The organism is Pseudomonas sp. nanlin1, from assembly GCF_045571515.1.
Classification (GTDB): domain Bacteria; phylum Pseudomonadota; class Gammaproteobacteria; order Pseudomonadales; family Pseudomonadaceae; genus Aquipseudomonas.
In genome coordinates this window covers 4,293,744-4,319,032 of the sequence record NZ_CP124218.1, presented here as the reverse complement: position 1 = coordinate 4,319,032, position 25,289 = coordinate 4,293,744, and the positions used below count along the sequence as shown (strand labels likewise).

The 25,289-nt window shown below is 59.9% G+C and carries 19 protein-coding genes, 1 tRNA gene and 2 pseudogenes; 13 read left to right on the top strand and 9 right to left on the bottom strand.

Annotated elements, in window-relative coordinates:
- Nucleotides 1–24: 24 nt before the first annotated feature.
- The 4 genes from purC to QCL65_RS19895 all read left to right on the top strand — a co-directional run bounded on the left by purC (nucleotide 25) and on the right by QCL65_RS19895 (nucleotide 6,005).
- Nucleotides 25–735, top strand: coding sequence for a phosphoribosylaminoimidazolesuccinocarboxamide synthase (gene purC / locus QCL65_RS19910; protein WP_407311790.1), 711 nt, complete (start codon nucleotides 25–27; stop codon nucleotides 733–735).
- Nucleotides 736–829: 94 nt separating this feature from the next.
- Nucleotides 830–919, top strand: a tRNA-Ser gene (locus tag QCL65_RS19905).
- A 414-nt stretch (nucleotides 920–1,333) separates the two neighbouring features.
- Entirely contained in the window at nucleotides 1,334–5,341 is a 4,008-nt protein-coding gene (locus QCL65_RS19900) for an NACHT domain-containing protein (protein WP_407311787.1), read from the top strand.
- Between the two features lie 508 nt (nucleotides 5,342–5,849).
- On the top strand, nucleotides 5,850–6,005 hold the full coding sequence (locus QCL65_RS19895) for a hypothetical protein (protein ID WP_407311785.1): 156 nt from the start codon (nucleotides 5,850–5,852) through the stop codon (nucleotides 6,003–6,005).
- A gap of 24 nt (nucleotides 6,006–6,029) precedes the next feature.
- Here the strand turns inward: QCL65_RS19895 and QCL65_RS19890 are convergent, their stop codons facing one another.
- The 5 genes from QCL65_RS19890 to QCL65_RS19870 all read right to left on the bottom strand — a co-directional run bounded on the left by QCL65_RS19890 (nucleotide 6,030) and on the right by QCL65_RS19870 (nucleotide 11,450).
- Entirely contained in the window at nucleotides 6,030–6,920 is an 891-nt protein-coding gene (locus tag QCL65_RS19890; protein ID WP_407311783.1) for a hypothetical protein, read from the bottom strand.
- A 251-nt stretch (nucleotides 6,921–7,171) separates the two neighbouring features.
- A complete protein-coding gene (locus QCL65_RS19885; RefSeq protein WP_407311781.1) occupies nucleotides 7,172–8,107 on the bottom strand; it encodes a PfkB family carbohydrate kinase in 936 nt (311 codons plus the stop codon).
- A complete protein-coding gene (locus QCL65_RS19880) occupies nucleotides 8,097–9,566 on the bottom strand; it encodes a purine-cytosine permease family protein (RefSeq protein WP_407311779.1) in 1,470 nt (489 codons plus the stop codon). Before QCL65_RS19880 ends, QCL65_RS19885 begins: the two co-directional genes overlap by 11 nt.
- A gap of 160 nt (nucleotides 9,567–9,726) precedes the next feature.
- A complete protein-coding gene (locus QCL65_RS19875) occupies nucleotides 9,727–10,740 on the bottom strand; it encodes an ADP-ribosylglycohydrolase family protein (RefSeq protein WP_407311777.1) in 1,014 nt (337 codons plus the stop codon).
- Nucleotides 10,737–11,450: a GntR family transcriptional regulator gene (locus QCL65_RS19870; protein WP_407311775.1), complete on the bottom strand. Its 714-nt coding sequence runs from the start codon at nucleotides 11,448–11,450 to the stop codon at nucleotides 10,737–10,739. Before QCL65_RS19870 ends, QCL65_RS19875 begins: the two co-directional genes overlap by 4 nt.
- Nucleotides 11,451–11,915: 465 nt before the next feature.
- Between QCL65_RS19870 and QCL65_RS19865 the strand changes: the two genes are divergently transcribed.
- Nucleotides 11,916–13,223, top strand: coding sequence for an MFS transporter (locus QCL65_RS19865; protein WP_407311773.1), 1,308 nt, complete (start codon nucleotides 11,916–11,918; stop codon nucleotides 13,221–13,223).
- Nucleotides 13,224–13,368: 145 nt separating this feature from the next.
- Here the strand turns inward: QCL65_RS19865 and QCL65_RS19860 are convergent, their stop codons facing one another.
- The 4 genes from QCL65_RS19860 to QCL65_RS19845 are packed head-to-tail and all read right to left on the bottom strand — an operon-like array spanning nucleotide 13,369 to nucleotide 16,748.
- Nucleotides 13,369–13,992: an N-carbamoylsarcosine amidohydrolase gene (locus QCL65_RS19860; RefSeq protein ID WP_407311771.1), complete on the bottom strand. Its 624-nt coding sequence runs from the start codon at nucleotides 13,990–13,992 to the stop codon at nucleotides 13,369–13,371.
- 13 nt (nucleotides 13,993–14,005) lie between these two features.
- On the bottom strand, nucleotides 14,006–14,758 hold the full coding sequence (locus tag QCL65_RS19855; protein WP_407311769.1) for an Asp/Glu racemase: 753 nt from the start codon (nucleotides 14,756–14,758) through the stop codon (nucleotides 14,006–14,008).
- Between the two features lie 35 nt (nucleotides 14,759–14,793).
- A complete protein-coding gene (locus QCL65_RS19850) occupies nucleotides 14,794–15,603 on the bottom strand; it encodes an alpha/beta fold hydrolase (protein WP_407311767.1) in 810 nt (269 codons plus the stop codon).
- Nucleotides 15,600–16,748: an FAD-dependent monooxygenase gene (locus tag QCL65_RS19845; RefSeq protein ID WP_407311765.1), complete on the bottom strand. Its 1,149-nt coding sequence runs from the start codon at nucleotides 16,746–16,748 to the stop codon at nucleotides 15,600–15,602. Before QCL65_RS19845 ends, QCL65_RS19850 begins: the two co-directional genes overlap by 4 nt.
- 327 nt (nucleotides 16,749–17,075) lie before the next feature.
- Here QCL65_RS19845 and QCL65_RS19840 point away from each other — a divergent pair, with 327 nt between their 5' ends.
- The 8 genes and pseudogenes from QCL65_RS19840 to QCL65_RS19805 form a co-directional block, all read left to right on the top strand.
- Nucleotides 17,076–18,128, top strand: a complete 1,053-nt coding sequence (locus tag QCL65_RS19840) for a 2,5-dihydroxypyridine 5,6-dioxygenase (protein ID WP_407311763.1) — start codon at nucleotides 17,076–17,078, stop codon at nucleotides 18,126–18,128.
- 119 nt (nucleotides 18,129–18,247) lie between these two features.
- On the top strand, nucleotides 18,248–18,691 hold the full coding sequence (locus tag QCL65_RS19835) for a MarR family winged helix-turn-helix transcriptional regulator (protein ID WP_407311761.1): 444 nt from the start codon (nucleotides 18,248–18,250) through the stop codon (nucleotides 18,689–18,691).
- A 70-nt stretch (nucleotides 18,692–18,761) separates the two neighbouring features.
- Nucleotides 18,762–19,271, top strand: a complete 510-nt coding sequence (locus tag QCL65_RS19830; RefSeq protein ID WP_407311759.1) for a (2Fe-2S)-binding protein — start codon at nucleotides 18,762–18,764, stop codon at nucleotides 19,269–19,271.
- On the top strand, nucleotides 19,264–22,848 hold the full coding sequence (locus QCL65_RS19825; RefSeq protein WP_407311757.1) for a molybdopterin cofactor-binding domain-containing protein: 3,585 nt from the start codon (nucleotides 19,264–19,266) through the stop codon (nucleotides 22,846–22,848). Before QCL65_RS19830 ends, QCL65_RS19825 begins: the two co-directional genes overlap by 8 nt.
- Before the next feature lie 170 nt (nucleotides 22,849–23,018).
- Nucleotides 23,019–23,237, top strand: a pseudogene (locus QCL65_RS19820) (hypothetical protein); the annotation flags it as partial.
- Between the two features lie 322 nt (nucleotides 23,238–23,559).
- Nucleotides 23,560–24,048 carry a hypothetical protein gene (locus QCL65_RS19815; protein ID WP_407311755.1) on the top strand — a complete coding sequence of 163 codons (489 nt, stop codon included), beginning with the start codon at nucleotides 23,560–23,562 and terminating at the stop codon, nucleotides 24,046–24,048.
- Nucleotides 24,045–24,380, top strand: coding sequence for a hypothetical protein (locus QCL65_RS19810; protein WP_407311753.1), 336 nt, complete (start codon nucleotides 24,045–24,047; stop codon nucleotides 24,378–24,380). Before QCL65_RS19815 ends, QCL65_RS19810 begins: the two co-directional genes overlap by 4 nt.
- Before the next feature lie 437 nt (nucleotides 24,381–24,817).
- Nucleotides 24,818–24,964, top strand: a pseudogene (locus tag QCL65_RS19805) (DUF3077 domain-containing protein); the annotation flags it as partial.
- Between the last annotated feature and the right edge of the window lie 325 nt (nucleotides 24,965–25,289).

Genomic DNA, 25,289 nt, shown 5'->3' with positions numbered 1-25,289 from the left:
CACCTTTAGCAAGCGGAGCCCATCATGGAAAAACGTGAAGAACTCTACCGCGGCAAAGCCAAGTCGGTGTACAAGACCGACGACGCTGACCGCTTGATCCTGTTGTTTCGCAACGACACCTCGGCATTCGACGGCAAACGCATCGAACAGCTCGACCGCAAGGGCATGGTGAACAACAAGTTCAACGCCTTCATCATGCAAAAGCTCGAAGCGGCCGGCATTCCGACCCAATTCGATGCGTTGCTGGGCGACAACGAATGCCTGGTGAAAAAACTCGACATGATCCCGGTCGAATGCGTCGTGCGTAACTACGCCGCCGGCAGCCTGGTCAAGCGCCTGGGCGTCGAAGAGGGGATGAAACTCAACCCTTACACCTTCGAACTGTTCCTCAAGGACGACGCCAAGGGCGACCCCTTCATCAACGAATCCCACGTCGTGGCATTCGGTTGGGGCACCGCTGAGCAATTGGCGAAAATGAAAGAACTGTCGCTCAAGGTCAACGAAGTGCTGACCCAACTGTTCGACGACGCTGGCCTGCTGCTGGTCGACTTCAAACTCGAATTCGGCGTCTTCCACGGCGAAATCGTCTTGGGCGACGAATTCAGCCCCGACGGCTGCCGCTTGTGGGACAAAGAAACCCGCAAAAAAATGGACAAAGACCGCTTCCGCCAAGGCCTCGGTGACGTCATCGAAGCCTACGAAGAAGTAGCCAAACGCCTGGGCGTACCGCTCTAAACCCCCACCGCGAGACGCAAGCGTCTGAAAGCATGTCATTTTTTGCTTAAAAAGCTTCGCGTTTCGCCTCGGCGCTGTTATCATGCGCGCCGTTGGAGAGATGCCAGAGTGGCCGAATGGGACGGATTCGAAATCCGTTGTACCTTCACCGGTACCTAGGGTTCGAATCCCTATCTCTCCGCCATACAAATCGAGGGTTTATAGTGAATAAGCCCTTGGGTGCGGGAAATGGGATTTCAGTTTGATCCCCCAACGGCACCTGTAAAAAGCCCAGTCTTAGGACTGGGTTTTTTTTTGCGTTGCGATTCATACGCAAGATCCTCACTAAAAGCGCGTTCGTGGGAGATGGCTAAGTTCATGCCCCACCTACAACTAGCTTGCCCCAATCTCTGATGAAGGCAAAACTCAAAAAAGTCTTGTTCGCTCCGAGAACCGAGCTCCGAGAGGGTTGGCACCAGAGTCCAAAGCGCTTGATTCAAACCGGCTTGGTTGGCTTGTTTTGACGCCAGTAGTGGAAGCGCTTTTAATTGGTACACGCATTAGATGGAGGTTTAGCGGCATGGAGAGCATGAGCTACTTTCCTAGACATCTTCGTGACATGAGCGAAGAGCAGCAGGCACACAAAATTGATGAGCAGACGTTAATTGACATGCGAGGCCCAAGGCTCATCTTGGGCGAGCCCGGAATGGGCAAGACCGAGTTAATCCGAGAGATTGGACGTCGCCTAAAAATCAAGCCAATCACTGCGACTCGCTTCATGCATCATGCCAGTCCAGAAGCATTGGTCAGAGCTGGAGAGCCTTTGCTCATCGACGGGCTGGACGAGGCCATGGCTCGCCGAGAGGGAGACGCGGTAGATTTGATCCTCTCAAAGCTTGAGGAGGCAGGGTCACCCGACTTCATACTGTCTTGTCGAGCCAGGGAATGGCAATCGCGCCACGAAAGCAACATCCTTCACGTCTATAGCATAGCTCCCAAGGTGCTGGTCCTTGAAGCACTCTCCCGCATGGAAGCAGAAGACTTCCTGAAATATCGCCATTCCAGCATTGATGCCTCTAATGTGCTTAGTCATCTGGACGCGCACGGTGTCAGTGATCTCTACAGGAACCCACTGACGCTTGGGCTGATTGGTCGAGTGGCAGAGTCGGGTCAAAACGAGTTGCCGCAGACTCGCGCAGCGCTGTTCGATAGGGTCTGTAGATTGCTATGGCCTGAGCACGACGCAGATAGACAAGAGCGCGGGCTAGGGGCCATGACTGAGGAACAGGCGCTTTCGGCCGCAGGCGCCATTTCTGCGGGGATGCTGCTTGCTGGGGCCGACGCTGTAAGCCTTGCGGGCCCTTTGCAACTTATCGCAGGCGACGTTCGCTTAGTCGACCTGATTGCTTTACCGGGAGGAGCGGCAGGAAAGGCAATCTTGTCTTCAAAATTGTTCCAGACGATCGATATTGACCGAGCTGCACCGATTCATCGGGTGATAGCCGAATTTCTGGGTGCTCGCTGGTTAGCTCAGGAAGCGAAGACCAGCCGGGCACACCGACGTTTATTGAGACAACTGAACGGCAGTGGCAACGTTCCCTCCAGCTTGCGCGGCCTGCATGCATGGATCGCATACCACAGTGCATCGATGGCGAATGCGGTCATCACGGCAGACCCCTTTGCTGTGCTTCGCTACGGCGATGCTAGCAAAATGACGACCGGACAAGTGGAGTGCATGTGGGACGCGCTAAACAAACTGGCGAGCGATAACCCTTACTTTCGTACGCAGGATTGGGGAAAACGTGTAGCCGATGGGCTTATGCACCCAACGCTGACAAGTAAAATTCAAACATTGATTGTGTCCGCAAACAGCAACACGCACCTGCGCCTTCTGTTGCTTGAAGGGTTGAAAGGCACGCAATTAGCAGGCGAACTCGCATCCACACTTGAGTCTATAACCTATTCGACCGATCACAGTTACAAGGAGCGAGTCGCAGCCGCAGCTGCCCTGATTCCTTACCGGGAAAGACTCTGGTGGCGGGACACCCTCGCCACTCTGATCGACCAATGCACTGACGATAGTGCTCGTCTAGCGCGCGATGTCATGCAAAAAATTGAGTGTGATGTCACAGATGAAATGCTTATCACTATTTTGCTCACGAGTATGGGACTGACTCGATGCGCTTTGCCCAGAACTATGCCTAGTACAACGCTGGAACTGTTTCATTACGCACGTTTTGGAAAGGCTTTGCCTATAGCTCGTGTTCACAACTTGCTCGATCTACTGTCCGATTTTGCTATCACGATAGAAGGATTGGATAACAGAGGCCCCAGCTATCTAGCTGAGCTCATCATCGAATTAGTGATACGTACAGTTGACGAAAAAAAAATCAACATCGACAGTCTGCCGGCTCTTTGGAACTGGTTGGGAGCGGTGCACCACCTTCGTGGCTTCGAGAGCAATAAAGCCAAAGCACTCAGACAACGTTTTGCCGCAAATGAGCCGCTGCGACGTGCGATTCAGCTGTATGCACTTTTAGTGGCCTGCCCAGAAAACTCCCTTTGGTCTACCTCCTTGGCGCTGGATAACCGCATGGTAGGGTTAACTTGCGAAGACATTTTGTGGCGGCTGGAGGAAATGAGGCAGTGGGACAACCAGGATTTCTCTAACCGTGAGAATTGGTGCGATCTCATAAGGCTCGGATTTCATCGGATGGGAATGAGCGAAGCGTTATGCGAAGCATGCTCAGGATTTTTACGTGACGATGAAGAACTTCAGTCATTTATTGATAGGATTAAAAACCCTCAAAAGCCCAGTTGGCAACTAGAACAAGAGCGAGATGTAGCGCTGCGAGAAGAGCACAGGCTCCGAGCGTACCAGGAGGATCGCCTGCGCCTTACCAGCGAGAGGTTTTCTCTGCGGGCCGGAGAACTCAGTCAAATTGTTGATCCGGCAATTAGATATCTCGGTCTCGAAGGTATTTCACTCAAGCCGCTTAACGGGCTTGGTGCATTGAAGGACTGGCTGGGAGATCAGTTGTCTAGCGATGCCCTCGCAGGCTTTGAAGCAGTGCTCCATCGGGATGACCTGCCCAGCCCGTCCGACGTCGCGAAAAGCTTTATCGATAGAAAATTTTATAACTTTTCCTACGCAATTATGGCCGGGCTGCTAGAGCGGGACCGCTCAAATCGTCCAGTCGATGACTTGGCGATAGATACACGTACTATAGGGCTGCTTCTGTGTCTGGATGAAGGCCTCCTAATAACCGGGATTGAGGTCATATCGCTACGCGAAAAACTGCTGCGTTCTATTATTTCTGATGAGCAGGGCTACGAGGTATTCGCAAAGCTTTGGCTTCAGCCGGCGCTCTTAGCAGGCAGCGAGCACATTCATGGAATGCATCATTTTTTCAATGAGGAATGCTGGCGTGCCTCCAGGATAAGCTTGTCTCAGCAATGGTTAATGTATTTCACAAGCATACATAGCTCCATTGAGGGCGATTTGATTGATTGTTTAGCGTGCTCTGGCAACCTGACCGCTCTGGCGGCAATTGCGCAGCATCGAGAGAAAAAGCCGTTCCGTGACCAAGATCAACTCCTTACCTGGTTGGCAGTCGATGTACTGACTCGATTTGACTCCGTGACACCACAACTTTCGGACGTTGGCATAAACCACCCTGAGTTTATTTGGCAGCTGAGAGCGCATTTCAGTTTTAGGCGTCGTGGGTCGATAATACCGGTGAGCGTTGAGCAAGCGAAATGGATTATAGAGCAGTTTCGGTTGAGCTGGCCGTTCGCGGAGTTTCGGGGGGCGGACACGGGCACTGAAAGCCCGTACGAAGCGACCAGCCTTATACGTCTGCTCATCGACCGAATTGCCAATGACACAAGCCCTCAGGCCATTGAAGCACTTAATGCTCTGATCGCAGGCCCTAATGACGGTTACAGCAATTTGATTCGGTACATGGCGGCCCAGCAGAGTCAGGCAAAGAGCGAAAAAGAGTTTGCCCCGTTAGCCCCCCAAAGCCTTGGCGAACTACTAACCGAAGGGCCTCCCTCCAATGCCGAAGACCTCAAATCGCTAGTGATGGAAGAGCTGGCAGTTGCTCAGAAAATATTGCTTGGTGACGAACTCGATCAGGTTCGTGATTTTTGGCAGTCCGGTGCGGTACCTTTTGACGAGAATCGCTGTCGTGACCGTTTGGCTGCCCTAATCAAACCTGAGTTGGAGCGATATGAGGTCCGTCAGTTAACTGAAGCCGACATGCCAAACACTAAACGCGTGGATCTAGCATTCGCATGTGGCGCAATGCAATTGCCGATGGAAGTTAAGGGGCAGTGGCATCCGGACGTTTGGGATGCTGCAACCCGACAACTGGATAAAAAATACCTAATCGACTGGCGATCGGGCGATCGTGGAATCTACTGTGTGTTTTGGTTCGGTGACGTGCCATTGAGCTCGGGAAGAAGGTTAAGAGCCCCACCTGCCGGGGTCAAGGTGCCTGTTTCCGCTAATGAGATGAAAGTGCTGTTAACTGAACGAATACCCGAGATCCGACGCTCGCAAATTGATGTGGTAGTGCTCGATCTGACAGCCGGAAAACGAACACAAAAAAGCAGTAAATAAATCTGCCGTATGCTGTTTTCCCTGAGCAGTCGCGTCTGGTCAAAGCCCACATAATCCACAATCTGCCACCGATTTAAATGGCCCGCCTCGGATCCGTACGGCAGTGCTTGTTTTATTCTTGACCTACCCCAAAGGACTCACGTCTATGCGATTTGGCTTGCCACCGAGGCCATGGCATGCGTATCGACACTGGGGTCTTTGGGCAGAATCCTCATGGTGTTGTGTGCGGCGAAGCTCGCTGCGCCTACCTCTTTGCAGGCCGTCGAAGCAACCGCATAAAAGTGCTTGTGCACGACGGTGTCATTATCTAGCTGGCAGCGGCGATCATGAGGCTGATCCAGTCAGCGCGCACCACTCCCGAGCCGGGAATCACCCAGCCCCAGCACGCGCGCCCATATTTAAAAGGAACGCTTGCACCCAGCCCTCACTCCAAATCTTCACCCCGGCGCTCACATTCAGCGCATCGCGTCGATGGGTTTTCGAATCATCTGCCCACCAAGGAATTCCCATGACAGACCCACGCAACGTTGCCCACGACAAGAAAGTTCAGCAAGAGAAGAAGAACCACGGCGAGGAGATCGCGCCCAATGCTGAGCACGCGCCTCAGCCGGGTTTGAAGCCGGCCCTTAAGCAGGACGATGACAAGCAGGACGAACAGGCCTAAGCGGCCTTTCACTTGGCTACCGCGTTAGGCGGTAGCCACTGCTGGCGGCTTGCGAGACGTTACAGAGATCAGGGCCAGCGTTACGGCCGCGTCGGACAATTCGCCTGTTTCAGGCAGCGTCAGTTGCATGGGCATTGCCCCAGACGCTTCGGTTTCGGTGTAGGGGACTGCGGTAAGGCTCTCTACTACTAACGAGGTGACGCTAGCCTGATCGCGATGACCGTCCAGAACCGCGCTACGCAAGAAGTCGCTGTCGGGGTTTTGGCCGCGGTCGATAACATTCAGGATGCCGCCCCCGCGTAATACATCGTCCGCCAGTTCGTAGACGTTGTTTTGCACGAAAATCCGATGTTCATAGGCGGTCGGCATTAGCCGGGTGTCGACCGCTACGTTGTGCCCGCGGGCGTTGTGGGTGCCCAGCAGCCAGCACGTGACGGCATCGAATTGGCAATTGTCTTTCAGCCAGGTTTCCAGGGCGGGGTCGTCCAGTGCATCGCCTTCAATGATTACGCAATCCGCTTCAGCGATAGCCTGCAAATCGTCGTAGTCCAGCCGGTAGGCATTGATGTCGACGGCGTGCGGGGTGGCTCGCTTGACCACTTCTACCGAGTAACCATGGGCGGCGACCAGTTGTTGGGTAGCGGCTATGCAGTGGGGGTTTTCCTCAATACACACTAACGTATGTTTGCGATTGAGCAACGCCAGCGTGGAGTGGCCCACGCCGCAGCCTATTTCAAGGATATGGGTGTAGCCTTCCACTTGGTCTGCCATCCAGTGGTAATGGCCCTGTTCAGCATGGCTGTCGGCGTTGATTTGCCAGTTCTGTATGTACTCTTCGCGGAAGCTGTCGAGTTGGCGGAGTGCGCGGTGAGTGCTGTGGCTAAGTTGATTGTGTTGAGGGTGGCTTCTGTCCATGTGTGTCCCCAATGGAAGGCAAGTGGGCGAATGGCTCGCCCATAGCTTAGACAGATTTACCGCTGGATCGGCGGGTGCAGTAGGGACTTTCAGCAAGTGGCGTTAGTTGTGCGTTTATCGATAAACCGCACTTGTAGGAAGCGCTAACTTCGGTGGCTTTAATATAGGGATATTGTTGTAGGGCTAAGGCCAGAGGCTGTTTGGTTTAGAAACATATGCTTTCAGTTCTATACCTTGGGCTTGCAGGCGAGCTAAATCGGCTCGCTTACAAGCTGTACCCATGTATCCACCTCTGCAGACCCAGGCGCCGTCGCCGGGCCCCAGCGCGTGACCGCAATCGCGGCGGCGGCGTTGGCGCGGCGGGCCGCGTTTGCCACGCTGTGGCCGTTGGCCAGGTTAGCCAGGAGTACCCCGGCATGGGCGTCGCCCGCGCCATTGGTGTCCACGGCGCTGACGGCGAAGCCGGGTATGTGTTGGGTCTGCCCAGCATGGTGAACCCAGCAGCCTGCCGGGCCGTCGCGGACCACAATCAAGGCGTCTTCGCGCAGGCTGGCGATCAGGCTGTGCAAGGCGTCTTCGAGGGTCTGGCAGCCGGTAAAGCGCAGGGCTTCTTCGCGGTTGCTGGTCCAGAGGGTAATCAACGGCAACATGGCTTGCATCGGCGCGCTGTCGGGGGAGTCGATCAGCGGGCCCGGGTCGAAGGCCACGGTGGTGGCGCTGGGCAGGGCGCCGAGCCAGGCGAGTAGGGCGGTCACTTTATTGGGGTGCGCCAGGCTGTAACCGCTGACGAATACATAATCCTCGGGGCTCACCTGCACGCAGCGCAGGTCGTCGGTGGACAGCCCACCTTCGGCCCCCACATACGAGATGAACGAGCGCTCGGCCGAGGCTTCCACCAGTGCCACCGACAGGCCGGTGTCTTGCCCGGCGCAGGTGGCGGTGGCGATTTCCACTCCTTCTTCTTGCATGGCCTGGCGCGCCAGGTCGCCGAAGCGGCCCTGGCCATGGCGCCCCAGGTAGACGGTGTGCAAGCCATTGCGGGCCGCAGCGGCCATCACGTTAAAGCCGCCGCCGACCGCGAAGTCGGCGGAGCGGGCCAGCACTTCGGCGCCGGACTGCGGCAAGCGTTCGATGGGCATCACCAGGTCGATCACGACCTGGCCGGTGTACAGCAATCTAGCGGGCATGGGCGGTTTCCTGAAGGCTGGGGCGGCGGTCGCGCGCCCCGCCGAGTAGCGCATACAGGCCACCGGCAACGATAAATGTGACGATCCAGCCCAGGCCGTTATGGCCCAGCCAGGAATCGGCGAGCAGGCCTTTGAACAGCACATGCTCCGGGGTGGTGGCCACGGTGGTGAAGCTGAAGCCGAGCACGATGGCCAGGGCCCACGAGCCCAGCGCGCGCCACTCGACGCCGCCGCGATACCAGTAGGCGCTGCGTGGGGTCTGGTCCAGCAGGTCTTGCGCGGAGTAAACGTGGCGGTGCAGCAGGTCAACCACAAAGATGCCGACCCATGCGGTGATGGGCACTGCCAGCATCGAAATAAAGGTGATGAAGGGGCCGTAGAAGCTATCGGCGATCAGCATAAAGTAGATGGAGCCGATAAAGATCGCCACGATGTCGACGATCACCGCATGCACCCGCTTGACCTTCAGCCCCAAGGTTAGGGTGGTAAGGCCGGCCGAGTACACCGATAGGTTGTTGGACAGCAGCAGGCCGCCGAATGCCGTGATTAAGTAGGGCACCGCCATCCAAGTGGGCAGCATTTCGCGAATAGCGACGATCGGGTCGGTGGCCGACGCCAGGTGATCGTTGCCCACCGACAGCAGGCCGCCGAGGGTGATCAGCAGCACCAAGGGGATCCCTGCGCCAAACGCCGCAGAGGCCACTAGCCGGGTGGCTTTCACGCTGGCGTGCTGGTAGCGCGACATGTCGGCGCCCGCGTTGGCCCAGCCGATACCGGTGCCCGCGGCCATGGTGCCGACGCCAATGATCATGGCGCTCAGGGGCGCTGCCGGGGCGTTGAAGACCAGGTTCCAGTCGATGTGGGTGAGGAGAAAACCACCCACCACCAGGTTCAGCGCGCCAAACAGGTACGTCGCCCACTTCTGGATGACCAGCAAGGTGGCATGGCCCAGGCCCGAGACGGTCAAGGTCAGCAGCACGAACAGGGCAATGAACAGCAGGGTCAAGCCGGGCGAGTTTTTCGCCTCCACGGGGGTGCCGAAGAGGATCGCGAACAGGGACAGCAAGACGAACGCGGCGGTGGTGGTGTTGACCGTTTCCCAGCCCAGCCGCGACATCAGCGAAACCAGGGTGGGCCCAATGTTGCCGCGCACCCCGAAGATGGCGCGTGACAGCGTCAGGCTGGGCGCCCGGCCGCGGCGCCCAGCAATGGAGATCACCCCCACCACGGCGAATGAGCCTGCGGCACCGAGGATGGCGACGATCACTGCTTGCCAGATGGCCAGCCCCTGGAACGCGACCAGGGTGGCTCCAAGCGGCAAGCCGAGGATGCTGATGTTGGCGGCGAACCAGACCCAGAACAACTGCAGCGGATGGCCGTTGCATTCGTTTTCCGGGACCGGTTCGATGCCCCGGGTTTCCAACTGGCCCGCACCTTGAGAAGGGGACGATGTACTCATTTGCGTTGCTCCTATTGCCTTTATTTTGGTTGTGGGCAGTACGTCAGCAGGTGCAATCCAGTGCAGATAGGCTTTTCCGAAGTCGGCGTAGCCTGCTCGCCACCCGGTAGGCCGAGGGCAAGGGTGATCTTGTTTTAGTGGGCCAGGGGAGCTGGGCCCATTAACCAGTGCGCAGTACCAGCAGCTGTTCGACCAAGGGGCCGAGGTCGAGCGGGTTGACCGCATCGATTTGCTCGATCAACGCCGCCGGCCAGGCTTGCATGCCGTGACAGGCGCCCAGCATGGCGCCGAGAATGGCGGCAATGGTGTCGGTGTCGCCGCCCAGGCTGGCCGCCATGCACACCGCGTCGAAAGCGCTAAGTGAGCTGCTCGCCACGCGGTGGGCGAGGGTGAAGGCGGCGACTACCGATTCTTGCGAGGCGACGGAAGTACCAATGACATCGTGCACGCGGTCGGCCAACTGTTCGTCGGTGCAGTCGGCGCACAGTGCCTTGGCCCAGTGAATGCGCGCGGCGATCCGCCCCCCGGCAACCCAGTGGCCATGGCGTTCGGCACTCAGGGCGACTTCGGCGCCGATCTCCAGGGCCTCGGCCAGGGGCGCACCATTGATCCCGGCGGATACCACGGCTGCGACCGCCGCCGCGCTGGAAATGCCCAGGGTGGTGTTGTGGGTCACCTGGCAGGCCTGCACCACGCGCTCGATAAAGGCTTCGCGGTTGCTCACGTCGGCGGCGATGCCCACCGGGGTGATGCGCATCGCTGCGCCATTGGTGGTGCCGTAACGGCCGGCCTCTTCCGGGCTGTGGCCGTTGAGGATCATTTCAATCGCGCGCTTGGTCGAAGGCCCTAGCAGGTCATGGGAGCCCTTGGCTTTCATCGCGGCCTCCCACTCAATCAGGCTGTGGGCGAGGGCCGTGGGGTCGATACGGCCGTTGCCGGCCACCAACAACTGAGCCACCAAAATGGCCTGCTCGGTGTCGTCGGTGATAGCGCCGGCCGGCATATTGGGTGCGATCGGTTGGTCGGCATCGGCTGCGATCAGCGTACTGATACGGCCATAGCGCTGTAGGATCAACTCGCGCGGCAGCGATTGCGTCGGCATGCCCAAGGCGTCGCCCAAGGCCAGGCCATAAAAGGCGCCCAGGCCCCGATCTTGTAGAAATGCTGCGCTCATGTAGACGATCCGAAGGCAAGATGAAGGCGAAAGTGCACGGGGTCCAAAAGGCTCTCTACGTGCTCCATAAAACGTTCACGGCGGTCAAAGGTTGTGCGCACGGCCTTGAGAAACACCGTGCCGGGGTCGCGCGCCAACAGGCCGGCGTCTTCGCGGTTGAGCGGCTCGGCGCCGATCCATTGGTCGCCCTTGTCGCCAATGAAGCCGTGGGCGGCCATGGTGACGGTCAGTGACTGTTCAATCAGGCCGTTGTGCGGCAGGTTTTCCAGGCCGTCGACGGCCGGGATCAGCGCACGCTCCAGGGACACGATGCTGCCATCGGCGGCGATACGCCGGCGGTCCAAGGCCACCAGGCTGGAGGTGCCCAAACGCACTTCCAGATCGGGCCGCTGCACCGCCACCAGGCGCAGGATTTCCGTGCGCACGCTGGCGCCGCTGTCGGCCAGGGCTTGGGCCCAGCCGGTGCGTTGGTCCAAGCTAAAGCCGTCGTAGGTGACGATCGAGCCCACGCCGGTCTGGGTGGCGATGAAATTGCGCCGCTTGAGTTCGGACAGCGCTTCGCGCAACGTGCCGCGGCTGACGTTGAATTCCTGGGCCAGGAGATTTTCCCCGGGCAACAGGGCGCCGGAGCTCATCTGGCCGCTTTTGATACGGCGCACCAGTTCATTGATCACCTGAGTTTTCTTGTCAAAACGAACCTGTCTAGTCATGTACAATTTATAGTCCCGATTTTGCCGTTAAGGCAAGTGGTTTTTGCAGATTATTGCAGTGTGCGCCGTGGCAGTGCCCGCTTCGAGGTGGCTGCACCATCATTGGGATAAGCTATGTATACGCTTTTTATCAGGTTCGGCGTTTTTCGCCGTATCGGATGCCTGTAGACACCCCAATCTTCAAATTTATCTAAGCTAAATCAATAATATATTTTTGTTTTAGATCTCCTGTTGGACTGATTTATTAGCCTGGCCCGGCGTTTGCTTTTAAATAGATATTGAGCGTGTAGCGGGTTAATGGCGTTCACCGCCATTCTTCACCGGGGTCGGCTCGCTCGCTAGGCACTGCTTACCCTGTATCCTCGATAAACAGGGGCGCCGCCTCCCTTACTGGATGCTCAACTGACTGCCGCTTATCAACCATTTCCGGTCGTCTCACCAGGGCGGCTGGGCAGGAGATGCATCATGTCCATTAGCAGTGTGGCTACGGCTGACCTTGGCGAGCTCGACACCACCGCCATCTACCGCAAAGTGATTTGGCGGCTGATTCCGTTTTTGTGTCTGTGCTATTTGGCGTCCTATCTGGACCGCATCAATGTGGGCTTTGCCAAGCTGCAAATGCTCGACAGCTTGAACATGAGCGAAACCGCTTTCGGCCTTGGGGCAGGGTTGTTTTTCGTCGGGTACATCCTGTTCGAAGTGCCGAGCAATCTGGCCCTGGAGAAGTTTGGGGCGCGGCTGTGGATCGCTCGCATCATGATCAGTTGGGGAGTGCTGTCGGGCCTGACCATGTTTGTCACCACCGAGTGGCAATTCTATGTGCTGCGTTTTGCCCTGGGCGTGGCCGAGGCGGGCTTTTTGCCAGGCGTGTTGTACTACCTCAGCCAATGGTTTCCGTCCTGGCGCCGCAGCCGCATCATCGCCCTGTTTATGATTGGCCTGCCGCTGTCGAGCCTGGTGGGCAGCCCGCTGTCGGGGTGGATCATGGGCAATTTTCACGGCGTATCAGGATTAGCCAACTGGCAGTGGCTATTTCTGTTGGAGGCGATCCCCACCGTGGTGCTTGGGGTGCTCTGCTTCGCAGTGTTGCCCAATGGCATCAGCGAGGCTAAGTGGCTGAGCGACAGTGAGAAGGCCAAATTGCAGGGTGTGCTGGCCGAGGATCAGGCCGAGAACAAGGGCGGCCATTCGTTTCGCGATGGGTTCTTCAACATCAAGGTGTGGATGCTCGGTGGTATCGATTTCTCTATTCTGCTCAGCGCTTACGCGATGGGCTTTTGGTTGCCCACCTTTATCCGTAATGCCGGGGTGGCGTCGCCTCAGCAGATCGGCTTGCTGGTGGCCATTCCCAGCCTGGCCGGGCTGCTTGGCATGTTGGCCATTGGCGCCAGCTCGGACAGACATCGCGAGCGCCGCTGGCACATCGTCGTGCCCTTTATTGTCGGCGCAGCGGCGATGTTTCTCAGTACCTACTTCACCCAGAACGTGTTCGCCACGGTGCTGCTGTTTTCCCTGGCGTCATTGACCATCATCGGTGCGGTGCCGGTGTTTTTCAGCCTGCCGGCGACCTTTCTCAAGGGCACGGCCGCAGCCACGGGCTTTGCCTTGGCCTGTTCAGTGGCGAACATTGCCGGGCTGGTGAGTAACTCGCTAATGGGGGTGGTGATGGACCATTTTCATAGCCCGCAGATTGCGATGTGGATTTTTGCGGGGTGTTTGTTGCTTAGTTCGCTGTTGGTGTTGGCATTGCCGGCGAAGACGGTCAATCGGTGAGGGTGTTGTGGTGGTGGAAAGCTCGGGGGCAAGCGGAGCGCCGCCCGGACCCCCTCCTACGGCCGCTGACCGTAGGAGGGGGTCCGGGCGGCGCTCCGCTTGCCCCCGAGCTCTTAATAACGGCTCCCGATCTTTTGCTCTATGTTCAACCCCGCAGGTACGTCAGCACAGCCTCACGCAACACCACGTCGCCATATTTGCTGTCGATATCGAACAGGTTGGCCTCATGGGGCGCTTCGTGGCGGTCGCCCACGCATTCGCGTACCACGATGCCGCGATAGCCGTATTGCACGGCATCCACGGCGGTGGCGCGGACGCAGCCGCTGGTGGAGCAGCCTGCCATGATCAGGGTGTCGACCCCCAGCGCAACCAGCATGGGCGCCAGGCTGGTGCCGAAGAACGAGCTGGCGTACTGCTTGGTTAGCACCACTTCACTGGCCAATGGCTCGACCTCTGGGCAGAACGCCGCTAGCGGGTTGCCTTCGACCATGTCTTTCATCACCGGGGCTTTTTTAACCCACAGGCCGCCGTCGGCAAAGTGGCCAGGGTGGTAGCGGATATTGCTGTGGATCACTGGGATGCCGGCTTTGCGCGCCGCCTGCAGCAGCGCCACGCTGTGCTCGACCGCACTCACTACACCGGGGGCATACAGTGGCGCGCCAGGGGTGGTGTAGGCTTGCATGAAATCGATCATCAACAGGGCAGGGCGCTGGCCAAAGCCGATGCGGTTACCCCATACGCCTGCGTAGTTATCTTGTGCGGTGGTCATGGCTGTGCACTCCTCAATAGGCGCCCGAGAGCAAGGCACCGGCGCCCGGAACGATGGGTTCCAGGCCCAGGGCCTTGAGCATGGCGTAGGTGGTGGCGATGGCGGCGGTTAGCACGGGCTTGCCGGTCTGTGCTTCGACCTTGGCCACCGCGCCCAGCGAGGGCATCTGCACGCACGCCGACAGCACGATGACGTCGACGCCGTCGAGGTCGAGCCCGGCAACGATGCCCGGTAGGTTGCTTGGATCGTGCCGGGCCACCGCCAGGTTGTCCGGGATCTCCAGAGCGTGCCAGACCTTGACCTCGATGCCCTCGTGTTCGATGTAGTCGACCACCAGCTCCGTCAGCGGCTTCATATAAGGCGCGACCAAGGCGATACGGCGCGCGCCCAAGACCTTGAGCCCGTCGACCAGGGCGCCGGCACTGGTGATCACCGCCGCCGTGCTGTCATTGTCGCGCACCACCTGGCCCAAGCGTTGCTGCGACTCGCGGTGGTAGCCGCGCCCCATGGCCATGATCGCCACCAGGCAGGCATAGCCCAGCACGTCCACGCGCGCATCGGACAGCTCCAGGGCGCAGCGATCGGACTGCGCGTCCATGGCGGCCAGCTCTTCTTTTTTCACGTGCTTCATGCGCATGCGCGCGCTGTGGTAAGTGAAGCGTTCGGGGCGGATCAACTGGCGCGCGGTGAGCATCGCCGGGATCTCGGTCTCCATGGTGGTGTTGGAGCTCGGCACAATCTGGCCGATGCGGTAGGGCGGGTTCATGGTGGTCTCCCATTCAAGTCAGAGGGCAGCGCAGGTCAGTCAATCGACGGGCCGAGGAAGGTGCCGAAAGCACCGAAGAAGCCTTCAAGGTCGTCCCAGGGGATCATGTGCCCGCCGTCTGGCACCCAGACGGTCTGAATCGACGGCTGCAGTTGGCGAATTTCCGCTTCGTCTTGCGGCGTGATCACGCCGCCTTTGCCAGCGATCATCAACAGGGTCGGCACGCGGTTTTTTGGGAAGTCCTGGTGGATGTCCACTTCGTGAAAGTCGCGGTGGGCCCTGAGGATGGCTGGCTCGTAACAGGTGTGCAGCCATTCGGCGCGCAGGGCGCGTTGCGCCTCGGTCCAGGTGGGGCAGAACGCGAGCATGGCCTCGGCGTCCATGCCGCGCTCGGCCTGGCGAATCGAGTCGACGTACCACGGCAGCTTGCCGGGGTATTCGCGCCGGCCGGGCCCGGAGACGGGTGGGTCGATCAGCACCAAGTGGCTGATGCTCGACGTGGGGTGGCGGGTGGCGGCGCGCAGAACGAAGCGCGCGCCCATGGAGTGGCCGACCAGTGCATAGTTCTGCAGTTTAAGGGCTTCGGCAAAGGCGATGATGTCATCGGCGCAGGTATCGGTGCCGTAGTCCAGGTCGGCGCCTGCAGAAGACAGCCCGCGGCCGCGGGCATCGAGCACGTACACATCGAAGTGCTGGCCGAGCCGTTCGGCGACGAAACCCCAGGTGATCGCCGGGCTGGTGATCCCCGGGATCAGTAGCAATGGCCGGCCCTTGCCGCCGTAGCGCAGGTAATGCTGCCGGATCTGATTGGCGTGGACGTTGCCGCCCTGAACGAAGCAGCTCATGCCGGCACCCCCGACTTAAGCGGGTGTTCGAACAGTTCGTAACCGTAAACCCAGGCCGGGTCTTCCTGGGTGCGCAGCCAGGTGTTGGCGTTGGACACCGCCTGTACCCGCGAGGCGCGGTCCTTGCGGTTGGCTTCGTATAGGGCAAAGGCGGTGGCGTAATCGCTCAGGCCGGTTTCCTGCAGGCAACGGGCGAGCATGGCGCCGTCCTCGATGGCCATGGCCGCGCCCTGGGCCATATGCGGCTTCATCGGGTGGCAGGCATCGCCCAGCAGCACCATGCGCCCAGTGCTCCAGACCGGTAGCGGTTGGCGATTGAGCAGCGGCCACTTGGTGATGGTGTCGGCGTTGGCGATCAGTGCCTGCACGGTGGGGTGGTAGCCATCGAACGCCTCGTACATGGCCTCGCGGCTGCAGCCGATAAAGCTGGCGTCGCCGCCTTCCCACTGCGCTTGGGGCACGCCGCTGACGAAGTAGTATTCGTCGCGCTTGCCCGTGGTGTAGTAGACCATCAGGTGGCGGTCGGCGGACCACCATTTCACGCAGTCTTCGAAATTGAAATCGTAGCGGGCGAGTTTCTCTGCCGGTATCAGTGCGCGGTGGCCGACCCAGCCGCTGTAGGTCGGTGCTTCGACGCCCAGCAGGTGCTCGCGCACTCGCGAATTGATGCCGTCGGCACCGATGACGATGTCGGCGCGGGCTGAAGTGCCGTCGGCAAACGTCAGCAATACATCATCGCCGCTGTCATCGAGGCTTACCAGGTGCTTGCCCATCTGCACGGTGCCCGGCTCAAGCGCGGACATCTGCAAGGCATGCAGGTCGCCGCGGTGTACCGTCAGGTAGGCTGCGCCATATTCCTTGCGGGCGAACTCGCCCAGTGGAATACGCGACAGGTACTCGCCATCGGCATTGCGGCTGAACCAGAAGTCGGGGTGCGAGCCCATGGCCTCTAGCTGTTTCTCGATGCCCTGGCGGCGAAAGATCTTCAGCACGTTGGGGCCCATGTGGATGCCGGCGCCCTGGCGGGAAAACTGTGTGGTCTGCTCATAGACCGTTACGTCAAAGCCGGCCTGTTGCAGTGACGTGGCCGCCGCTGCGCCCCCAAGGCCGCTGCCGACGACCGCAATTCGTTGTGTTGCACCCATGGGTCTCTCCTGGTTGGCCGATCTCGCAAGCCGAGAATCGTGGCAATAATAAAGCGTATACGCTATTTATTACTGATGCGAAGAGCGTGCCTGAATCGGCGCATGACTCGCCCGGACATCGCGTCTGCACCTATATAAGCCGATTGAATTGGCCGCCGAAGCGGTAATTATGGTTGGCTTAGGCATTGCAAGGGTGGTCACAGGCGCAACCTTAGCGTTTCGGTAATTAGCGTTTTTGTAGTGTATACGTATTATTTGTTGCACCGTTTAGGCGCCTGTTGCGCCCTGATGGTGCAGTTCCCCGATGACTTCAGAGAGGAAAACACCATGGCCGTCAGCGATGTCGAATTGACCCAGATGTTCGAGCACGTGCTCAAGTTGTCCAAGGTCGACGCCAGCCAAAGCGTGGCAGTGCTCAAGTCCCATTATTCCAACCCGCGCACCGTGCGGGCTGCCACCGAAGCGGCGCAGCGCCTGGGCGCCCAGGTGTATGCCGTGGAGCTACCCTCGTTCAATGCGCAGGTGGCCATGGGTAACGACATGACCGCCTACTGTGGCGACACCGCACTGACCGGCAACCTGGCCGCGCAGCGGGCGTTGGAGGCCGCCGACCTGGTCATCGACACCATGATGCTGCTGCATTCCCCGGAGCAGGAGCAGATCCTCAAGACCGGCACGCGCATCCTGTTGGCCGTCGAGCCGCCCGAAGTGCTGGCCCGCATGCTGCCCACCGAGGCCGATAAAGTGCGCGTGATGGCAGCTGAAGCGCTGCTCAAGAGCGCCCGCACCTTTAGCGTCCGCTCAGCCGCCGGCAGCGATTTTCGCGCTGCTCTGGGCCAGTATCCGGCGGTGACTGAGTACGGCTTTGTCGATCAGCCGGGGCGTTGGGATCACTGGCCCAGCGGCTTTCTGTTCACCTGGCCGAATGAGGAAACCGCCGAAGGCGTGCTGGTGCTGGACGTCGGCGATATTCTGTTGCCGTTCAAGACCTACTGCCGCGAGCGCATCACCCTGGAAATCGACAAAGGCTTTATCACCGGTATTCACGGGGGCTTCGAGGCCGAGTACCTGCGCGACTACATGAAATACTTCAAAGACCCCGAGGTGTATGGCATCTCCCACATTGGTTGGGGCTTGCAGCCACGGGCGCAATGGACCGCCATGGGCCTGCACGACAAGAACGACGGCATGTGCATGGACGCCCGCGCCTTCTATGGCAACTTTTTGTTTTCCACCGGCCCCAATACCGAGGTCGGCGGTAAGCGCAAAACCCCTTGCCACATGGACATCCCCTTGCGTCACTGCGATATCTACCTGGACGATCAGGCCGTGGTGCTGGCCGGGGATGTGGTCGCCCCCGAGGCGTCGATCGTGCGCTAGGTGCGGTACGTAAAGTGCCGGCGCGTCGCTCTTGAGCCTCGATCTTGCACATAGGATCGAGGGCTCGCCTGGGGTATCTTTAAAGCTTTCGTCACCCTTATTCGAGCCGCTAACCCGCCATGAGCCTGCCCCCCGAGCCCTACGTTTTCTCTGATCAAATCGGCCATCTGCTGCGCAAGGCCTATCAACGGCACCTGGCAATTTTCCAGCAGAATGTCGGCCAGGCGCAGCTGACGGCGGTGCAATTCATCACCCTCTGCGCCTTGCGCGACAATGGCCCTTCGTCCCTGACCCAGTTGGTCGCGGTGACGGCGGTGGATCAGGCGACCATCCGCGGCATCGTCGAGCGCCTCAAAGCGCGTGAGCTGGTGAGCTTAGGGCATGACCCGCAAGACAAACGCAAAGTCATCGTGCACCTGTCCCCCAGCGGCCGTGCAGCCGCCGAGCAGACCTTGCCCAAAGCCCAGCAGATCAGCGAGTTGACCCTCAGCAACCTCAACCCTGGCGAGCGCGTGGCCATGACCTTCCTGTTGCGAAAAATGCTCGACGACCCTGAGCCATAGGCCCCTCGCACAAAGCTGGCATCGCTCTTGCTGTTCAGGTAACGATGACCCTGAGTTCAAGAGCCAAGACATGATCAAACCCCTGGCGAGCCCAGACGCGGCAAGCATTTCCTGCACGGTCAACGGTCAGGCCGTGACCTGCACCGCCATGCCAGACACCCCGCTGCTGCTGGTGTTGCGCAACGACCTGCAACTCAACAGCCCGAAGTACGGCTGCGGCCTGGGCGAATGCGGGGCCTGTACGGTCATCGTCGATGGCAAGGCCGCGCGCTCCTGTGTTTTACCCCTCAGTGGCATGGCCGGGCGGCGGATCACCACCCTTGAAGGGCTGGGCAGTCGCGCCAATCTACACCCGGTCCAACGCGCTTTTATCGAGGCCCAGGCGGCCCAATGCGGTTATTGCCTGAACGGCATGATCATGACCACCAAGGCTTTGCTCGACCGCAACCCGACCCCGACCGAAGAGCAGATCCGCCGCGCCTTGTCCGCCAATTTGTGCCGCTGCGGGACCCATCTGGAAATCCTCGCGGCGGTGCGCCGCGCCGTTGAGCTTTGCCGAGAGAGCCCCTGCGATGCATGATTCATCGACCCCACCGGCGCGGCCGACCCAAGCCGAGCTGCTGGCGCGCAACGGCGTGCTGCTGGTGCTGGACAGCGTACAACCGCCGCCAGGGCTGGTGCCCAAGGGCAAAGCGCCGGTGCTTAAACCCAAAGAGCTCGGCCTGTTCATCGCCCTGTGCGACAGCGGCGAATACTACGCCTTCAACGGCCACGTCGACCTAGGCACCGGTATCCAGACCGCCCTGGGGCAAATCGTTGCCGAAGAGCTGGACCTGCACCTGGAGCAGCTTCAGGTGGTGTTGGGCGACACCGCGCGGGCGCCGAACCAGGGGGCGACCATCGCCAGTGCCACGCTGCAGATTTCCGCCGTACCCCTGCGCCACGCCGCCGCCGAGGCGCGCCGTTGGCTGCTGGCCGCAGCGGCGCAGCGCTTGGGCAGCGAGGCGTTGAGTATTCAGGCCGGGGTCATCCGCTGCAGCGACGGCCGTTCATTGAGCTATGCCGAGCTGATCGCCGGCCAGCACATCGAGCTGACCATCAGCGGCGCCGCGCCCTTGAAGGACGTCGCCGACTACAAGTTGGTCGGGCAAAGCTCGGCGCGGGTCGACATCCCCGGCAAGGCCACGGGCGAGCAGACCTTTGTCCACGACATGCGCGTACCCGACATGCTCCACGGCCGGGTGGTACGCCCGCCCTACGATGGCTACGACACCGGCGCGTTCGTCGGCAGCAGCCTGATCAGCGTAGAACGCGACTCCATCGCGCATATCCCCGGCGTGGTCGAAGTGGTGGTGCTCGGCGATTTTATCGGCGTGGTGGCCGAGCGCGAAGAGCAGGCGATCAAGGCCGCCCGCGAACTGGTGGTGCACTGGAAGCCCTGGCAACAGCACCTGCCGGACCTGAGTGACATTGAGCAAGCCCTGCGCGACAACCCATCCATCGAACGAGTGGTGCACGACACCGGCGGCGTCGACGCTGCCCTGGTATCTGTGCCGGTGCGCCTAACCCGGCGCTACCTGTGGCCCTATCAACTGCACGCGTCCATCGGCCCGGCCTGCGCAGTGGCCGATTACCACCCGGCAGGCAGCCGCGTCTGGTCCGGCACGCAAAACCCCCACGCGCTGCAGGCAGACTTAGGCTGGCTACTGGAGTGCGATGAGAAGCTTATCGAGATCATTCGCATGGAGGCGGCCGGTTGCTACGGGCGCAACTGCGCCGATGACGTGTGCGCCGATGCGCTGCTGTTGTCACGAGCCGTGGGCAAGCCGGTGCGGGTGCAGTTGACCCGCGAACAGGAGCACGCTTGGGAGCCCAAGGGCACCGCGCAGTTGATGGAGGTCGACGGCGGCATCGACGCGGCCGGTGATTTGGCCGTGTACGACTTTCGCACCCGTTACCCGTCCAACGGCGCGCCAACTCTGGCCTTGCTGCTCACGGGTCGAGTCGAGCCGGTGCCGGTGGCCTTCGAGATGGGCGACCGCACGGCGGTGCCGCACTACAGTTACCCGCAGCTGCGGGTCAGCATCGAGGACATGGCACCGATCGTGCGCGCCTCCTGGCTGCGCGGCGTGTCGGCGCTGCCCAACGTGTTCGCCCATGAGTCGTATATCGACGAGTTGGCCCATGCCGCGGGCGTCGATCCGGTGGAGTACCGCTTGCGTTACCTGCCCGACGAGCGTGCCGCCGAATTAGTCCGCGCCACCGCCGAACGCGCCCAGTGGACGCCCCACACGCAGCCCGGCCAGACCCCCGCCGAGGAGGGCGTGCTACGCGGCCGCGGCTTCGCCTACGCGCGTTACATCCACAGTAAGTTTCCCGGCTTCGGCGCCGCGTGGGCCGCCTGGGTGGCCGACGTGGCCATCGACAAGCAAACCGGCGAGGTGGCCGTGACCCGCGTGGTGGTCGGCCACGACGCAGGCATGATGATCAACCCGGCCGGGGTGCAGCACCAGATCCACGGCAACGTATTGCAGTCCACCAGTCGCGTGCTCAAAGAGCAGGTCACCTTCGAGGAATCCCGGGTGGCCAGCAAGGAGTGGGGCGGTTACCCCATCCTCACGTTCCCCGAAGTGCCCCAGGTGGACGTCATGCTGATGCCGCGCCAAAGCGAGCCGCCGCTGGGCGCGGGCGAGTCGGCCGCGGTGCCCAGTGCGGCGGCCATCGCCAACGCGGTGTTCGACGCCACCGGCATCCGCTTTCGCGAACTGCCCATCACCGCTGAACGGATTCTCGCTGCCCTCGAAGGCCTTAAACCCCAGGCCGCCCTCGACCCCACCGGCCCGCCCTACGCCGCACCGCCCAAGCGTAAGCGCCGCAAGTGGTGGCTCGGCGGCCTGGCCAGCCTGTTTGGCGCAGCCCTGGGCATCGGCTTGACCGCCATGCCCTGGCGCCTGGAGATCGCCCGCGTGGCAGCGCCGCCCGCCGGCACCTGGAGCGAAGCGACCCTCGAACGTGGCCGCCAATTGGCAGCCGCTGGCGATTGTGCGGTCTGCCATACCGCCGCCGACGGCGTCACCAATGCCGGTGGGCTGGCCATGCAAACGCCGTTCGGCACGCTGTACAGCACCAACATCACCCCCGACGCCGAGACCGGCATCGGCAACTGGTCATTCACCGCGTTCGACCGCGCCATGCGCCAGGGCATCAGCCGCGACGGCAAACACCTGTACCCGGCCTTTCCCTACACCGCGTTTCGCAACATCAAAGACGCCGACATGCAGGCACTGTACGCCTACCTGATGGCGCAACCGGCGGTTCGCAGCACCCCCCCGGCCAACCAGATGAACTTCCCCTACAACGTGCGCCCACTGATGGCCGGCTGGAATAGCCTGTTTCTCAAACAGGGCGAGTACCAGGACGACCCCGCCCAGACAGCCCAATGGAACCGCGGCAGCTACCTGGTCAACGGCCTCGGCCACTGCGCCGCCTGCCATTCGCCACGCAACCTGTTGGGGGCCGAACAGGGCGGTGCCCGCTTCCTCTCCGGCGCCATGGTCGACGGCTGGGAGGCCCCAGCCCTCACCGGGCTGGCCAGCGGGCCGAACCCCTGGAGCGAAGATCAGCTCTATACCTACCTGACCCGCGGCTTCTCCGCCGAACACGGCGTCGCCACCGGCCCCATGGGCCCGGTGGTCAGCGAACTGGCGACACTGCCGGACGCGGATCGCCGTGCCATCGCCCACTACCTCAGCAGCCTGCAAGCCCCCCGCGACACCCCACCCCGCACGACCGTAGCGCCAGCCCCCAGCACAGCCAACCTGGCCAACGGCCGCCGCGTCTTCGAAGGCGCCTGCCAGGGCTGCCACAGCGCCCTGGACGGCGGCCCAGAGCTATTCGGCGTGAGCCCTTCGATGGCAACCAACACCAACGTCCACAGCGACCGCCCCGACAACCTGATCAAGGTCATCCTGCAAGGCATCGGCAGCCCGGCCACGGCCGACCTCGGCTATATGCCGGCGTTCAAAGACAGCTTGTCTGACACCCAAATCAGCGACCTGGCCGCCTACCTACGCGCCCGCTTTGCGGCGGATAAGCCGGCGTGGCCGGGGTTGGAGCGGCAGGTGGGGTGGTTGCGGGGGAATCCTGGGGGGCATTGAGGCGAGGACGGCTGTGAAGACCGGGGCCTGAAGCGGAGCGCCGCCCGGCGGCCCCTCCGGGCAGCGACAAAATTAAATATCAGATATGTCGCTGCCCGTAGGAGGGGGTCTTGCCCCCGAGCTGTTCAAGGCTAAACATACTCCCCCAGGTTATCGTCGTTTAGCGAAACGACCGCTTAGACATCCGCACCGAAAACCATACCCAACTTGACGGCGCCGTAATTGCGTCGGACAGCGGCAACCTCAAACTCGATACCGGCACCCTCGGCTACAGCGATATTGCCGGTAAAGATAAAGAGCATGGTTATTACCTGAACGTGGGCGGCAGCGTGGGCCTGGCCGGTGGCGGGGCCAATCAGGACCCAAGCCAGGTTGGGAAGGGTAAAGAGACGACAAAGCCAGGGAAGCTTTGGTACATAAACTATTAGGGAAAATGATCAACCGCCAGGAGACGGTCGAAAGCCAGGCACCGGAAGCTCAAATCGTTCAGCTCGCAAAGGAAACCCAGAATTGGCTACCCAAAGGTTCGTGCCGGCCCTGCAATTTCGGCGCTCGGCGCTGCGCTACTCGCAGGTACAACCAGTAACAACCCAGAGGCTGTCTCCCAAGCTGCAAACTCGTTGATGGAAGCCGCCGGTAAATCGACAAACTCCGTGCAGCCTCTCCGCCGAGTTGTGGACTTTATTGGTTGGTACCACGTTCCCGATTCACGTGCTCGACCCCAAATATGGGACGCTGGTGACGCCCGTTGTCTCTAATGACCAGGTCAATGGGGCAAGTGGTGGGTTTGGCGCGGGTTCGCAGCCATTGACTCCGGTGAGTACGGGTGGAAGTGGGATCACGGAATCCGGTGGATGGAGCACCACGTTAACGCCATCGGATACAGCGGATACGTCTCTTGGAGCTGTTTTCGCCGAATCTGCTGAAAATATGGAGAAGTTTTTTGGCAAGCCAGGATTTGGTCAACAGGTGTACGATGCTTCCCAGAAAACGTCGCAAATTATTCAAGGGCAGAGAGTCTATAAAGTTTTGAATAAAGTGGCAGGCTTAAGAAAAGGGGATCAATTTTATCTGGATGGTCAGCATATGGATCACTTGGAGGTTTTTAATAGGCGAGGGGAGTTTGTAAAGGTTTTAAGTTTGGACGGTTCGTTTAATGAAAAGAAAACTGCGGCAGGAGAAGGGAGGATTTTGAAATGAATGGTTTAGAAGATGCGAAAAAATTACTAGTCGAGATTTTCTCAGAGTCGGGTAGGGAGTTTAAGGGGGGCGAGTGGCATGCTGACTACAAACTAAACTGGGATGAGGAATATACTGCCCGACTTTTACCTTTGATGGAAAGCTTATCCCGAGCTGCGGAAGCTAAGGAAAGGGGTGATCGATTAATGTTGCTAGTCGCTTTGTCTAGAAGTTGTGTTGGCTTTATGGATATGCACGATTTTTTTTATGATCTGAATGATGACTTTAAGCGATTAGTCCTAGATGAGGCGATGAAGTGGCCTGAAATTCCTGAGGATTACAAATATGACTAGACTGCTGGTCTTGATTCTTTGAAATGTATTTTTCAAAGGCGTTTTATTTGTTTGGTTCGCGGTAGGAAATTTCTGAAAGTGTCTTCTGCGCTCAGGATCTTCTTGCGCAACCGCCACTCCATGAATACCTTTGCCGACGTCGCCATCTCAAGGCGGCCGGTTTTGACAGACCGAACACATCGAGGCGCGCTAGCTCTGCCTATTTCATAACGATCACCTGAGGTGACCGTTTTGAAACGTTTTATGGCAGCCCTGCGCGGGGCACCTTCGGGTGCGCCAGGTTCCTTGATTCCTGGTCTGTCAACCCGCGCATGGCTGCCACCTTACTGTTTGACAGCAGGAGGTGCTGGCTCCATTAATCAAGGAGATGGACCCCATGGACAAACTCATCCCAGACCCTCCCACCCCCCCCTTTCCTCAACACCACCGCCGCCACCCCTTTCGGCGTGCGCGATAGCAATCAACAACCCCTTTTCACCGTCCCGGCCGATATCAATGCCGAAGACGCTTTGGTGCATGCTTCGTTATTGCTGAAATGTTCGTATGACGTCGCCTATGAGCTCACCGAAAATGGCCATGGGTAGTCAGGTTTGGTTGGTGTGGTCGGTGTTGCAAATGGTCGAGGGGGCGAGGGGGTTGGTGGATGCGGTGTTGCGGGGCGCGCCGCGAGTTGGAAGGCTTTGAAGGGGCCACCGGCAATGGGATCGGCAGGCTTATCTGCACGCTGGCAATAGGCTGGATGTCGACCGTGGGAAGGGCACCTACATTGGTGGTGAGACCTTGCGGGGAGACGTATTGAATGCGGTTTTGGCGATAGAGCTCGGGGGCAAGCCCCCGAGCTGTTCAAGGCTAAACATGCTCCCCCAGGTTATTGTCGTTTGGCGAAAGACCGTTTAGACATCCGCACCT